Annotated in this window: 12 protein-coding genes, 2 tRNA genes and 1 pseudogene; 6 read left to right on the top strand and 9 right to left on the bottom strand. The window is 24.9% G+C overall.

The window, feature by feature from the left end:
- The first annotated feature begins 142 nt into the window (after positions 1-142).
- Positions 143-1,120, top strand: coding sequence for a methionyl-tRNA formyltransferase (fmt, locus tag H0H77_RS02875; RefSeq protein ID WP_185851546.1), 978 nt, complete (start codon positions 143-145; stop codon positions 1,118-1,120).
- 97 nt (positions 1,121-1,217) lie between these two features.
- Complete coding sequence (locus tag H0H77_RS02880) at positions 1,218-1,484, top strand: HU family DNA-binding protein (RefSeq protein ID WP_185851547.1); 267 nt, start codon at positions 1,218-1,220, stop codon at positions 1,482-1,484.
- A gap of 57 nt (positions 1,485-1,541) precedes the next feature.
- On the opposite strand, the gene pdxH is transcribed toward H0H77_RS02880, so the two are convergent.
- Positions 1,542-2,192 carry a pyridoxamine 5'-phosphate oxidase gene (gene pdxH / locus H0H77_RS02885; protein ID WP_185851548.1) on the bottom strand — a complete coding sequence of 217 codons (651 nt, stop codon included), beginning with the start codon at positions 2,190-2,192 and terminating at the stop codon, positions 1,542-1,544.
- A gap of 97 nt (positions 2,193-2,289) precedes the next feature.
- Here pdxH and H0H77_RS02890 point away from each other — a divergent pair.
- The 3 genes from H0H77_RS02890 to pheT all read left to right on the top strand — a co-directional run bounded on the left by H0H77_RS02890 (position 2,290) and on the right by pheT (position 5,688).
- Positions 2,290-2,363 (top strand) — tRNA-Met (locus tag H0H77_RS02890).
- Positions 2,364-2,395: 32 nt separating this feature from the next.
- A complete protein-coding gene (locus tag H0H77_RS02895; protein WP_185851549.1) occupies positions 2,396-3,580 on the top strand; it encodes a DNA polymerase III subunit beta in 1,185 nt (394 codons plus the stop codon).
- Positions 3,577-5,688: a phenylalanine--tRNA ligase subunit beta gene (gene pheT / locus H0H77_RS02900; RefSeq protein WP_185851550.1), complete on the top strand. Its 2,112-nt coding sequence runs from the start codon at positions 3,577-3,579 to the stop codon at positions 5,686-5,688. Before H0H77_RS02895 ends, pheT begins: the two co-directional genes overlap by 4 nt.
- A 2-nt stretch (positions 5,689-5,690) precedes the next feature.
- Here the strand turns inward: pheT and H0H77_RS02905 are convergent, their stop codons facing one another.
- On the bottom strand, positions 5,691-7,175 hold the full coding sequence (locus H0H77_RS02905) for a glycine--tRNA ligase (RefSeq protein WP_185851551.1): 1,485 nt from the start codon (positions 7,173-7,175) through the stop codon (positions 5,691-5,693).
- A 16-nt stretch (positions 7,176-7,191) separates the two neighbouring features.
- Positions 7,192-8,151: a thioredoxin-disulfide reductase gene (gene trxB, locus H0H77_RS02910; protein ID WP_185851552.1), complete on the bottom strand. Its 960-nt coding sequence runs from the start codon at positions 8,149-8,151 to the stop codon at positions 7,192-7,194.
- A 5-nt stretch (positions 8,152-8,156) separates the two neighbouring features.
- On the opposite strand from trxB, the gene H0H77_RS02915 reads away from it, so the two are divergent.
- On the top strand, positions 8,157-8,594 hold the full coding sequence (locus tag H0H77_RS02915) for a type I restriction enzyme HsdR N-terminal domain-containing protein (protein ID WP_185851553.1): 438 nt from the start codon (positions 8,157-8,159) through the stop codon (positions 8,592-8,594).
- 12 nt (positions 8,595-8,606) lie between these two features.
- Here the strand turns inward: H0H77_RS02915 and gap are convergent, their stop codons facing one another.
- From gap to fabZ, 6 genes and pseudogenes are all read right to left on the bottom strand, one after another.
- Complete coding sequence (gene gap, locus H0H77_RS02920) at positions 8,607-9,617, bottom strand: type I glyceraldehyde-3-phosphate dehydrogenase (RefSeq protein WP_185851554.1); 1,011 nt, start codon at positions 9,615-9,617, stop codon at positions 8,607-8,609.
- Between the two features lie 22 nt (positions 9,618-9,639).
- Positions 9,640-11,448: a translation elongation factor 4 gene (lepA, locus tag H0H77_RS02925; RefSeq protein WP_317168010.1), complete on the bottom strand. Its 1,809-nt coding sequence runs from the start codon at positions 11,446-11,448 to the stop codon at positions 9,640-9,642.
- 35 nt (positions 11,449-11,483) lie between these two features.
- A tRNA-Arg gene (locus tag H0H77_RS02930) sits at positions 11,484-11,556 on the bottom strand.
- 17 nt (positions 11,557-11,573) lie between these two features.
- Positions 11,574-12,156, bottom strand: a pseudogene (gene pth, locus H0H77_RS02935) (aminoacyl-tRNA hydrolase).
- Positions 12,157-12,161: 5 nt separating this feature from the next.
- Positions 12,162-13,046, bottom strand: coding sequence for a succinate--CoA ligase subunit alpha (sucD, locus tag H0H77_RS02940; RefSeq protein WP_185851556.1), 885 nt, complete (start codon positions 13,044-13,046; stop codon positions 12,162-12,164).
- Between the two features lie 168 nt (positions 13,047-13,214).
- On the bottom strand, positions 13,215-14,495 hold the full coding sequence (gene fabZ / locus H0H77_RS02945; protein WP_185851557.1) for a 3-hydroxyacyl-ACP dehydratase FabZ: 1,281 nt from the start codon (positions 14,493-14,495) through the stop codon (positions 13,215-13,217).
- Positions 14,496-14,717 lie beyond the last annotated feature (222 nt).

Raw genomic sequence — 14,717 nt, forward strand, 5'->3', positions numbered from 1 at the left:
TATTGATATTGATTTGTTTTACTGAATTTTATTTGAAAAATAATGAACTTTTTCATAAAATTACAAGATAAAATTAGTGAATTTAAATTACAAATAATTTGAGATTATTAGAATTCGGATCTATTTATTATTCTTTATCCATATGAAAAAATTTCCTAGAATTGTGTTTATAGGAGGAACACATTTTTCTCTTTTTTCTTTAAAGGAATTATTTATGAATCAATATAATATTGTAGGAATAATTACAAATCCTGATGATTCCTTAAAAAGAAGAGGAAAAGACCCATTTACTAATAAAATAAATCCTATAAAAAAGTATGCATTAGAAAATCATATTCCTTTTTTACAACCAAAAAATCTTCTTGATTCTTTTTTTTTAAAAAATTTGAGAATTTGGAATGCAGATATACAAATAGTTGTTTCATTCAAAATCCTACCTAAAAAAATATGGAAAAATTCAAAAATAGGAACTTTCAATTTGCATGCATCTCTTCTTCCTCAATACAGAGGAGTTTCTCCCATAAATTGGACCATTATAAATGGAGAAAAAAAAACTGGATTAACTACTTTTTTTCTATCTAATCAAATAGATTCTGGAAATATTCTCTTACAAAAAGAAATAGAAATAGAAAAAAAAGAAACAGCAGGAGAACTAGAAAATAAATTAAAAAAAATGAGTGGATCTATAGTCATAGAAACATTAGAAGGAATTATTCAAAAAAAAATAAAACCTATTTCACAAGAAAAAATTACTAATTCTTTTCCATTAAAATATGCTCCAAAAATATCTACTAAAGATTGTAGAATCTGTTGGGAAAAAACTTCTATAGAAGTCATTTACAATAAAATTAGAGGACTTAGTCCTTATCCAACTGCATGGACTCTATTATTTTTTAATCAAAAAAAATTTGTTAGATTCAAAATTTTTGTTGTTGAACAAATACGAAAAAAACATTCTTTTCCAATTGGACTAGTAATTATTTCATTATTCAAAATGAAAATTTCCGTAAAAGGAGGTTTTATATCTATTATTGAAGGACAAATAGAAGGGAAAAAAAAAATGAATATAAAAAATATCATCAACGGAATGAAAATCAGAAAAAATCTTTTTGTTTACTGAAACAGTATTTTTTTTGTTAACATATTTTTATCCATTATAAATATTTTATATTTGTTTCTTACAAAGAGAGTACATAATAAAAAAAATCTAATCATCCATGAATAAAATAGAATTAGTAAATTCAATAGCTGAAAAAACCGGAATCACCAAAATAAAAGCTAAAAATGTAACAGATGCATTTATTGATACAATAATTGAATCTCTAAAAAAAGGAGATAAAGTTACATTAGTAGGATTTGGAACCTTTTCTGTTGTGGAAAGAAATCCCAGAAATGGAATTAATCCGAGAACAGGAAAAAAAATTCATATTCCAGGAAAAAAGGTCGCTAAGTTCAAAATAGGAGCAGAATTAACTAAATTGTAGTCCTATCATGTAAGAAAAGGAATAAGGGATAGTGTAATTTTTTCCTTATAAAAACTTTTATGGGGATAATCTATGGAATTTCCACTTATTTTCTTCATATAAATTGTAAACCAATCTATCATGAAGTCTGTTTGGTTGTCCTTTCCAAAATTCCATTCGATATGGTTTTACAATGTACCCCCCCCAATAAAAAGGTCGTTTGATCTTGTTTTTTTCAAAAAAATTACTCCATTTTTTATATTGATTTAATAAATATTCTTTGGATGAAATGATTGTACTTTGTTTTGATGCCCAACATCCTATTTGATTTTCTTTAGGTCTTTTATAAAAGTATTCGTCTGATCTATTTCTTGAAAGTTTAATAACATTTCCCTTAATAATTACTTGTCTTTCTGTATTTGGCCAATAAAAAGAAATACAAGCTTTTGGTTTTTTTTTTATGGCTGTTCCTTTGAAACTTAAATAGTTTGTATAAAAAATAAAACCTTCTTTAGAATACATTTTTAATAAAACAATTCTCGTTTCTGGAACTCCATCTTCTCCTATGGTTGAAATAGACATAGCATTAGGTTCTTCATTTATTTGATGAATATTTTTTTCCTCTTGAAACCAAGAATGAAATAATATTAAGGGATCCAAAGGAATATCATATTCCATTAGTGAATTTTTTTTATAATTTTTTCTATAATGACTTAAATCAAAAATCATAATTTTATATCATAAAATGATTTATCAAACAAAAATATACTACCTTTAGTCTTAAAATTCTTTTTAAGAAGCATATTTTTTTTATAAAAAAAGAGAAGGCGTGATAGCTCAGTTGGTTAGAGCGTTGGATTCATAACCCAGAGGTCGGGGGTTCAATTCCCCCTCACGCTATTTATTTAAAAAAAAAATAAAACATGTAAAACATGTATTTTTCTGTTTCTAACATTTCTCTTTTACAAAAATTACGCCTTTTACATAGAATTATTAAATCTAATAAAAATTCAGAACATTTTATTTTTGAAATTTTTGGAGAAAAATTAATTATTATGTTCTCCGATTCCGATTCAGAAAATATAATTAAGACAGAAATACAAGTATATGTAAAAAAATATTCAAAAGAAAAAGTCTCTGTCCATTCCCAATTGATAATAGATATTTTATCTACATTTTTAGATGAAATTATTCTCATCAAATTCATAAAGGAAAAAAAAATACTAAATATTTGTTCAAAACAAGGAAACTACGATATTCCTATTCTTCTTTGGGATAAGAATCATATTCTTAATGATTTTTTTAAAAATTTAAAAGAAATTGAAAAAGAAACTAAAAAAATAACTATATTTTCTAATGTTTTTTTTAATATTTTAAAAAAAACTTCTTTTATTATTGAAAATAAAGAAGAATTACCAAGTGTTATAAATGGAGTTTTTTTTCAATTTTCTTCAGAGAGATCTACTTTTGTAGCTACAGATACTTACAAATTAGTAAAATATACAATAAATCATATTCAATTAGACCAATTGATTGAATTTATTCTTCCAAAAAAATCCATTGAAATCCTTAAAAAATTTTTATTAGTAAATAAACCCAATAAAAAAAGTAAAGTAACTATTGAATATAGGAATAAAATTGACATAAAATTTCATTTTATGAATGAAACTTTTTCATGCTTATTAAGCAACAAAAAATATCCAAATTATAATTCGGTTATTCCTATTCATAAATATGATGTCTTATTTATTATAAATCGTGTTTTATTCCTAAATTCTATAAAAAGAATATCTCTTTTATCGAATTTAAATAAAAAAAAAACAAGTTTTATTCGTTTTTATTTTGATAAAAAATTAAAAATTTATGAAGAATACGATGAAAATATTTATAGCTTTTTAACAATTCAATATGAATTTATTGATAATAGTTTACAAAAAAAAGAAATAAAAATAGGATTTAATTCAAAATTTCTAATTGAAATATTATCTTCTTTTAATGAAGATTTTGTTAGTTTTGAATTGTATACTTCAAATAAAGTAGGTATTTTGAGACCAATTAATAATCAAAATAAAAGAAAAGAATCAATTTTAATATTGATTATGTCTGTAATAATATGAGAATCTCATATAATTGGATAAAAAAATATATTTCTATTGATCTTAGTATAGAAAAAATATCTAGTATTCTTACTGATATTGGGTTTCCAGTAAAAAGGATAAAAAAGATCTTCATAGAAAAAGAAAATCATATAGAAGATGAAGATAATATCTTAGATATAGAAATAACTCCTAATCGTGCTGATGCTATGAGTCATTATGGGATAGCTAGAGATTTATACGCTGTTTTAACATTTCGTGGATACAAAAAGGTACATTTATTAAAACCAATAATAAATAATAGTTATCAAAAAGATATATCCAATAACAAATATTGTTTTCAAATTTTTATTGAAGAAAAGAAAAAATGTATTAGATATTCTGGAATTGTGATTTCTAAAATCAAAATAAATCCATCTCCAAATTGGTTAAGTTTTAGATTAAAATCAATTGGGATCAACCCTATTAATAATATAATTGATGTTACGAATTTTGTAATGCATGAATTAGGACAACCTATCCATATTTTTGATATGGATCAAATAGAGGGGAAAAAAATTATAATAAGAAATGCAAAAAATCACACAATTTTCGAATCTGTTGATAATAGAAAGAGAAAATTAAACGAAAAAGATTTAATTATCCATGATACGAAAAAACCTTTATCAATAGCTGGGATTATAAATAGTAAAAATTCAAATATTAATTCCAAAACTAAAAATATTTTTTTGGGAAGCGCTTATTTTGATCCTATGACTATCCGTTCTATTGGAAAAAGACATTTTATAAAAACAGATGCAAAATTTAGATTTGAAAGAGGAGTAGATCCTCATCAAATTGTATATGCGTTACAAAGAACTGCTATTCTTATAAAAAAAATTACAAAAGGAAAGATTGGTTCCGATATAATTGATATTTGTTCTCAACCTATATTTCCTTTTAAAATTCAACTTCGTTATAAAAAAATTAGAGAAACTATAGGAAAATCTATTTCAAAAGAGAAAATTAAAAAAATTTTATTCTTACTTGAAGTCATTATTGTTTCTGAAAATGAAAAATTTTTATTAGTTCTTGTTCCACCTTATAGAATTGATGTACAAAGAGAAATTGATTTAATAGAAGAAATATTACGTATTTATGGAATAAATAATATAAAAATATCTAACAATAATAATATAAGAATATCTCCATTTCCTAACTTTTTTCATAAAACAAAAGAAGAAATACAGAAAATCATTTCTAAACAATTGGTTTGTCATGGATTTCAAGAAGTTATAAATTATTCTATGAACAAAAAAAATGAATATTCTTGTTTATTAAATTCTTTTTTTAATAGAAAAGAAATTAATATCATTAATCCTACAAATAAATTTTATAATTCAATGCGTTCTAGTTTATTATTTGGAATGATAAATTGTATAAAGTATAATCATAACAGAGGAAATATAAAAATAAGATTTTTTGAAATTGGAAAAATATATTTTCAAGAAAATAATAAATTTTTAGAAAAAACCTTCTTAAGTCTTTCTATGTCAGAAACAGAAAAGAAAAGAATGATAGATCCAATAAATTCTTCTTCTTTCTTTTATTTAAAAGGAATTATTGAACAAATTTTTCAAATTTGTGGAATTAACAACTATTCACAAATATTATTTTCACATCCTCTTTTAGAAAAAAGTATATCAATTCAATATAAAAATAAAAATCTTGTTTTTTTAGGAAAAATAAAAGAAGAATTTTTTCTTCAAAAAAAAGAAATATTCTATGCAGAAATTGATTGGGAATATTTAATATCTTTTATTCAAGAAAAAAAAGTTCTATATGTTCCATACTCTAAATATCCTACTTCAAAACGAGATTTATCATTTTTAATAGATAAAACTATTTCTTTTGAAAAAGTTTATCAATTAATGAAAAAGAAAGAAAAAGGTTTTATTAAAAAAATTGAAATATACGATTTATATGAAGGAAGAAACTTACCAAAATCAAAAAAATCTTATACCATAAGTTTTTTCTTTGAAAGCAAAAAAAAGACATTAACTGATATCATTATCAATAAAATAATGAAAAAAATAGAAGAATTTCTGAAAAAAGAACTAGGAGCAAAAATAAGAGAATTATCTCAATAATTTTATTGATTGATTGATTGTTTAGATAATTTTATCAAAATATTTTTAAGTCCAGTTTCATTTTCTATCATTTTAGAAATATTATTTATATGAACTCTTTTTTGTAACATAGTATCTCTATATCTCATTGTGACTGTGTTACTTTTTAAAGTATCATGATCTATAGTAAAACAAAGAGGAGTTCCAATAGCATCTTGTCTACGATAAAGTTTTCCAATAGATTTTTTTTGATCATAAATCAATCTATAATCTATTTTTAAATCATTAAAAATTTTTTTTGCAATTTCTGGTAATCCATCTTTTTGAACCAATGGAAATATAGCAGCTTTTATAGGAGATAAATAAGGTGGGATTTTTAATACAATACGTTGATTTCCATTTTTTAATTTTTCTTTTTTAAGAGAAGAAGAAAATATGGCTAAAAAAAGACGATCTAATCCTAAAGAAGTTTCTATAACATAAGGAATATAACTTTCTAATTTATTTTTTTCACAAAAAATTCTTAATTTTTTCTTTGAAAAAATTTCATGATTTTTTAGATCAAAATCTCTACGGGAATGAATTCCTTCCATTTCTCTAAATCCAAAAGGAAAATGAAATTCTATATCCGAACCAATACTTGCATAATGAGCGAGTTTATTTTCATGATCACGTAATTTATATTTTTCATTTCCTAAATTTAATTCTAAATGCCATTTTAAACGAATTTTTTTCCAATATTCATACCATTTCATTTCTTCTTTAGGAAGAATAAAAAATTGCATCTCCATTTGTTCAAACTCACGCATACGAAAAATAAACTGTCTTGCAATCATTTCATTTCGAAATGATTTTCCTATTTGAGCTATTCCAAATGGAATTTTCATTCTATTAGATTTTTTAATATTTAAAAAATTAGAAAATATTCCTTGAGCAGTTTCTGGACGAAGAAATAAATCTCCTTTTTCTTCTTTGACTTTAAACATCATATTAAAAGGACGAATGTTTGTCCAATTTTTAGAACCACATATGGGATCATATATATTTAATTCGTCAATTAAAACACGAATGTCTGAAAAATCATTTTTTTTAAAAGATTGATCTAAACGAGATAATATTTCGTTTTTTTTACTATGAGACATTTTTTTAGAACACTTTTTTTGCATAAAGGTTACATATTCTTTAATTAATTTTTCTGGATTATATCTTTTTTTAGAATCTTTGTTATCAATTAAAAATTCATTAAATTTGTCAATATGTCCAGATGCTTTCCAAACATTAGAATGCATAAGAACAGAGGAATCCAATCCTACTATATTTTCATGTATTTGAGTCATAGATTTCCACCAATATTCTTTAATATTGTTTTTTAATTCTACTCCATATTGACCATAATCGTAAACTGCATTTAATCCTCCATAAATTTCACTAGAAGGAAAAACAAATCCATAAGTTTTAGCGTGAGAAATCAAAAAATGAAAAAAATGACCGTTTTTTTTTTCTTTCATGAAAAATTAGTATTAATTATTTTTTAAATTCTAAATTTAGATACTTTTCTAAATCTAAAGCCGCCATACAACCGCTTCCAGCAGAAGTAATCGCTTGACGATAAATAGGATCTTGCACATCTCCTGCAGCAAATACTCCCGGTTTATTAGTACGAGTACTTCCTTTTTCTACAAGAATATATCCTTTTTTATCTAAGTCAAGTTTCTTTTTAAAAATGTCTGTATTAGGAGAATGACCTATAGCTATAAATAATCCACTCAAAACAATCTTACTTGTTTGATTATTATTATTAATTATTTTAATTCCTTCCAAAAAATGATTTCCAATAATTTCTATAATTCTATGTCCAAATAATATGTTTATGTTTTTCTTATTTAAAATACTATTTTGTAATGCTTTAGAAGCTCTAAAATAATTTTTTCTAACTAATAAATATACATTTTTACAAATATTTGATAAATAATTAGCTTCTTCTAAAGCTGTATCTCCTCCTCCTACAACAGCAACATTTTTTCCTTTATGAAAAAAACCATCACAAGTAGCGCAAAAAGAAATTCCTAATCCTGTCAATTTTTTTTCTTTTTCTATTCCTAAAAACTTAGGACGAGAACCTGTAGCTATAATAATTCCTTTACTTTCGATACTTTCTTTGCTTTCCAAATCAATACGATGTATTTCCCCTTTTTGATGAGAAAAATGAACTTCACTTACACTTTTATGTATAATTACAGCGTTGAAACGTTCTGCTTGTTTTTTACAATTTTCCATAAGGACTTTTCCACTAACTCCTAAAGGAAATCCAGGATAATTGTCTACATTTGTTGTAGATGTCAATTGACCTCCAGGTTGGAATCCAGAAAAAATAATAGGATTTAAATCTGCACGTGCAGCATATATAGCTGCAGAATACCCTGCTGGACCAGATCCTATAATGACGCAATCTACTATTTTTTTATAAAAATTATTAATTATCATATTTTATGTCCTTTTTTCATTTTTTTCTTAATTATTTGCATTTAAAAAAAATAAAAAACAAAACTTATATATATTGTGAAATTAGAAAAAAATTTTATTCTTTTACTAAAGAAGAAGTCATCAGACAATATATAATTTTTTTATTAAAAAAAGTAAAAAATTACAAAAACTCAAACATATGGGTAGAAGTTCCTTTTCAAATAAATAAATTAAATAAACGATTAGACCTTTTAGTTCATTTAGAAAAAAAACCCTATATTCTCATAGAATGTAAAGCTCCAAATGTTTCACTCACACAAAGAACCTTTAACCAAATTTCTTATTATAACAAAAAAATAAAAGCTCCCTATTTAATGATCAGTAATGGGATTAAAAATTTTATTTTTCAAACAGATACAGATAAATACAAAAAAAAATTGATTTTTTTAAATTATATTCCATAATGATCTTCATCATCATAATAAATGATGCATATAATCAATGAGATCCAATAATTTAGTAGAATAAGCAACTTCATTATCATACCATGAAACTATTTTTATAAAAGTAGGACTTAACATAATACTAGAATTTGCATCAAAAATAGAAATTCTTTGATCTCCTATAAAATCCGTAGAAACAACAGCTTCTTCTGTGTATCCTAGAATTCCTTTTAATGTAGTTTCAGATGCATTTTTCATATAATATTTAACCTGATTATAATTAGTACGATTTTTTAAACAAACAGTTAAATCTAATACAGAAACATTAGAAATTGGAACTCTAAAAGCCATTCCTGTCAACTTTCCATCTAAACTTGGAATAATTTTTCCAACTGCTTTTGCAGCTCCTGTAGATGAAGGAATAATATTAGTTAATGAAGATCTTCCAGATCTCCAATCTCTACTAGAAACAGAATCTACTATTTTTTGAGTAGCAGTGGCAGCATGTATCGTCGTCATCAATCCTTTTGACACTCCAAAATTATCATTTAATACTTTAACTATTGGAGCCAAACAATTCGTAGTACAGGAAGCATTGGATATAATTCTTTCATGAGATTTCATCATTTTATGATTGACTCCCATTACATACATTGGAATATCATCTTTTGGAGGAGCAGATAATACAACTTTTTTAGCTCCTGATTGTAAATGACTTTCTGCTAAGTCCTTTGTTAAGAAAAGACCGGTAGATTCCACCACATAATTGACATTTAAATTTCCCCATTCTAAATTATTAGGATCTTTTTCATTACTTACTTTAATTCTTTTTCCATTCAAAATTATATAATTGTCATTTTCTATGGAAATATCTCCTTTAAAAAAACCATGGACAGAATCATATTTTAATATATATGCTAAATACTCAGTATTGACTAAATCATTTACAGAAACAATTTCAATGTTGTTTCTCTTTAAAGCAGACATTAAAACCAATTTTCCTATCCTACCAATACCATTGATTCCTATTTTAATTATTGACATATTTAACTTTTTTTTTATGAAATTAATTTTTAACTTTTAAAAAAGTCATAAAAGTAGATGAAGGGATTTCAACTTTCCCTATTTGACGCATTTTTTTCTTTCCTTTTTTTTGTTTCTCCAAAAGTTTCCGTTTTCTAGAAATATCTCCTCCATAACATTTTTCTATGACATTTTTTCTTAAAGCTTTAATTGTTTCTCTTGCAACAATTTTTCCAGAAATAGAAACTTGAATAGGGATACTAAATTGATGTTTCGGAATTAAAATAGATAATTTTTTACATATTTTTCTTGCCATAAAAAAAGCATTGTCTTGATGGACTAAAAGGGATAATGGTTCTACTTTTTGATAATTAATTAATACAGTTAATTTTTTTAAATCAGAGTTTCTATAACCTAAAAAATTATAATCAAAAGAAGCATATCCACTAGATATTGTTTTTAATTTATCATAAAAATCGAATATTATTTCAGCTAAAGGCATTTCAAACATAATTTTAACTCTTCCAGAGGTTAAATAATGTTGATTTTCAATCATTTTTCCACGTTTTTCAATACATAAAGATATCACATTCCCTATATATTTTTCTTTTGTCAAAATAGAAACAAAAACATAAGGTTCTTCTATTTTATGTATTTTTTCTGTTTCTGGAAAAAATGAAGGATTACTCACTTCTATGACTTTTTTAGTCAATGTTTTTTTCATAAAAACTCTATAAGAAACATTAGGAATAGTAACAATCACAGAAATTCCATATTCACGTTCAAGACGATCTCTAACTACTTCCATATGAAGAAATCCTAAAAAACCACAATGAAATCCGAATCCTAAAGCAGGAGAAGATTCTGTTCTAAAAGTAAAAGCAGAATCATTCAACTGTAATTTTTCCATAGAAGAACGTAATTCTTCATATTGATCAGAATTCACTGGATAAATACTAGAAAAAACCATAGGTTTAGCTTCTTCGAATCCACTTATTGTTTTTAAAGCTGGATTTTTTGCATCAGTAATAGTATCTCCCACTTTTACTTCAAAAGTATTTTTTATTCCAGAAACAACATATCCGACATCTCCTGTTTCAATTTTATTTTTAGAAATATGTTTTAATTTTAAAATTCCTATTTCATAAGCATAATAAATTTTTTTTGTAGACATAAATTTCAATTTTTGTCCTTTTTTCATACATCCATTTTTTATTCTAAAATATGCCTCTACTCCTGTAAATGGATTATATAAAGAATCAAAAATCAATGCTTGAAGAGGAGATTCTGGATCTCCATTTGGAGGAGGAATTTTTGTCACAATTTGATCTAAAACTTTTTCAATCCCCAATCCATTCTTTGCACTTACAGAAATAATATCTTTAGGAGTACATCCCATTAATTCTACCATTTCTTCTATTACACATTCTGATCTTGAATCAGACAAATCTATTTTATTTAAAATAGGAATGACTACAAGATTTTTTTTTAATGCTAAATAAAGATTAGATACAGTTTGTGCTTGCACACTCTTCGTACAATCCACAACCAATAAAGCTCCTTCACATGCAGAAATAGAACGAGATACTTCATAAGAAAAATCAACATGTCCTGGAGTATCAATTAAATTTAATACATATATTTTATTTTTGTATTTGTATTCCATTTGAACTGCATGACTCTTAATAGTAATTCCACGTTCTCTTTCTAAATCCATATTATCAAGTAACTGATGTTGATTTCTTTTTGTGTTGTAGGAAACAGTTTTTGTAAATTCTAATAAACGATCTGCTAAAGTACTTTTTCCATGATCTATATGTGCAATGATACAAAAATTACGAATATAATGAATCATAAAGAAATAAAAATTTAATAATTATTTTTAAATGACCTTGAAGGGATTTGAACCCATGCCATAGGAATCGGAGTCCTATATTCTATCCAATTAAACTACAAGGTCTAATTTTTTTTTGAAAATTAATTTATTTTGTTAAATAAGTTCATAGTTTTTTGTAACCCATTTAAAATAAATGAAAATATTATATCAATTCCTATTGATAATCTTTTTAATAAATTTTGATATTCTTTTTCATTCCAATTTCCTAAGACATAATTTACTTTGTTCATTTTTTTTTGATATGAAAAAAGAAAATCATGACCAATACCGAAACGAAGACGGGCATAATGAGATGTTCCTAATTTTTCCTCAATATTTTTTAATCCGTTATGTCCTCCATTTCCTCCTTTTCCTCTTAAAAGAAAACGACCAAAATGAAGATAAATATCATCAGATATGATGAGAATATTTTCTAAAGAAATATTCTCTTTATTCATCCAGTGTTTAACAGAAATTCCAGAAAGGTTTACATAAGTTGAAGGTTTTAAAAAGAAAATTTTTTTTTTTAAAATTTAAAATTGAAACAAAACCTAATTTTTTTTCTGAAAAAGAAAAAAAATACTTTTTTGCAATTTGATCTAAAATTAAAAATCCAAAATTATGTCTTGTATTTTTGTACAATGACCCTGGATTCCCTAATCCAGTTATTAAAAATTTTTCCATTTTTTTTATTTTTCTAAATGAAGAACTTCATCTACCTTTATTCCTATTTCTGCAGGAGATTTGACTATGTGAATTCCGCATTCTTCCATAATATTCATTTTTACTTGTGCTGTTTCTTTTTCCCTTCCTATAATAGCTCCAGCATGTCCCATAGTACGGCCTTTAGGTGCAGTTTGACCTGCAATAAAACCTATTATTGGTTTTTTCTTTTTTGATTTTTTTATCCATTTCGCCGCTTCAATTTCTAATTGTCCTCCTATTTCTCCAATCATAACAATACATTCTGTCTCATCATCTTTCAAAAAAAGATTTACAATTTCTTTCATATTCATTCCAATAATACTATCCCCCCCTATTCCAATGGCCGTAGAAATTCCATATCCTTTTTTTACTATTTGATCTGCTGCTTCATAAGTAAGTGTTCCAGATCTAGAAACAATTCCTATTGTTCCTTTTTTATTAAAAACTAAATTAGGCATGATTCCTACTTTTGCTTTTTGTGAAGAGATAATTCCAGGACAATTAGGTCCAATTAATCGTGATTTTTTCCCTTTTAAAAAATGTTTTACTAAAACCATATCTGAAACAGGAATTCCTTCAGTTATACATACAATCATTTCAATGTTTATACTAATTGCTTCTAAAATGGCATCTGAAGCAAATAAAGAAGGAACAAAAATAACACTAATATTTCCTCCTGTATTATGAACGGCTTCATACATAGTATTAAAAATAGGAATTCCTAAATAAACTTCTCCACCTTTTCCTGGTGTCACTCCTCCCACTATAGAAGTTCCGTAATTCATCATTTGTTCAGTATGAAATAACCCTTCTTTTCCCGTTAATCCCTGAACAATCACTTGAATGTTTTCATCTATTAAAATACTCATAATTAATTCTTTATATTTTTTCTAAAAATTTTTTATTTGTTTTTTTGACAGTTATGAACTAACATTAACTTCAGCATTTCCTTTTTCGGGGAAAAACATGGAAAAAATCAGTAACTTTGTATATGTTATGACATTAGAATTAGATATGTCATCTAAATTTTTATTTTTCTAATATTCATCTGTTTTAGATTCATTCATTTTTACTATTTTTGCCATTACTTCTGCTTCCATAACTAATTTTCTATTAACATAACCTTTCCCTTTCATATGAACTATTCCTCTTTTTATAGGTTCTAGTAAATCTACTTGAAATATTAATAAATCTCCAGGAATTACTTTTTTTTTAAATTTTACTTTATCTATTTTTAAAAAATATGTAGAATACAATTCTGGATTTTTCATTTTATTTAATACTAAAATACCACCTACTTGTGCGATAGCTTCTATTTGTAATACTCCAGGCATAATTGGTTCTTTGGGAAAATGTCCTATAAAAAAAGGTTCATTCATAGTAACATTTTTTATTCCTATAACTCTATTTTCTGTTAATTCTATAATTTTATCTACTAGCAAAAATGGAGGTTTATGTGGCAAAATCTTCATAATCCTTTTAATATCAAAAATAGGTTCTTTTGTTAAATCAAATTCAGGAATATTTTTTTTGAAAAATGTTTGAATTTGAATGCTTTTCACTAATTTTTTTGCAAATTGGACATTTGCATGATGACACGGATTGTAAGCAATTATTTTTCCTTTTAATTTGACTCCTATTAAAGTCAAATATCCCATAATATCTAAAAGATAATGCTTAGCCACTTCATTTTCATGATTGTTAATTTCTCTTTTTTTTTCTTCATAAAAAGAAAGAGAACAAAAAGTCCTTGATTTTGCTATTTGTTGCTTAAATTGATCTAAATGTTTAAGAACAGCATTTTGTGTACAAATAAATTTTGAATCAAAATCAACCATAATTGCAATTTCAAATCTTTGAGCTGGCAAAGCTAAAATTTCTACTCCTGTTTTTGTATCAGAATATGATATTATTTTTTTTACTGAAAAATATTCTCTTTCTGCATTTTGTTCTACAATTCCTACTTTTTCAATTGCCTCCACAAAATATTTAGAAGAACCATCCATTATAGGAAATTCTATGTTATCTAATTCTACAATCACGTTGTCTAAATCCATTCCTGCAAAAGCCGCCAACACATGTTCACTTGTACAAATTTTTAACCTATTTTTTTCTAGAAGAATAATTCCTCTATTTGTTTCATTAATCAATGAAATATGTGCTTTCATACAAGGGTTTCCTTTTATATCTGTCCTTACAAAAAGAAATCCCGTATGTACAGGTGCTGGCTTTAAAGTAATAGTAACGTTTTTTTCAGTATATAATCCAATTCCTTTCAAGGAAATTTGCGTTGCAATAGTTTTCTGCTTTTCAAGCATATTTCTTAATAAAATATTTTTTAACTAAAATTTGAAAAAAATATGAGAAATTATTTTTTAAATAATAAAAAACTTTATGTAATTTATTATTATGATTGTTCATAATTGAATTATGAGTTTTTATAGACGTTTTATTTTTTTTTTAACAGGTTTTATTATTGGAATTATAATTCTATTATTTTGTTCTTAAATAAAAATAAATAAAGAACAACATACATACAA

Origin of the sequence: Blattabacterium cuenoti (genome assembly GCF_014251255.1) — a bacterium.
In the GTDB taxonomy this organism is placed as follows: domain Bacteria; phylum Bacteroidota; class Bacteroidia; order Flavobacteriales; family Blattabacteriaceae; genus Blattabacterium; species Blattabacterium cuenoti_W.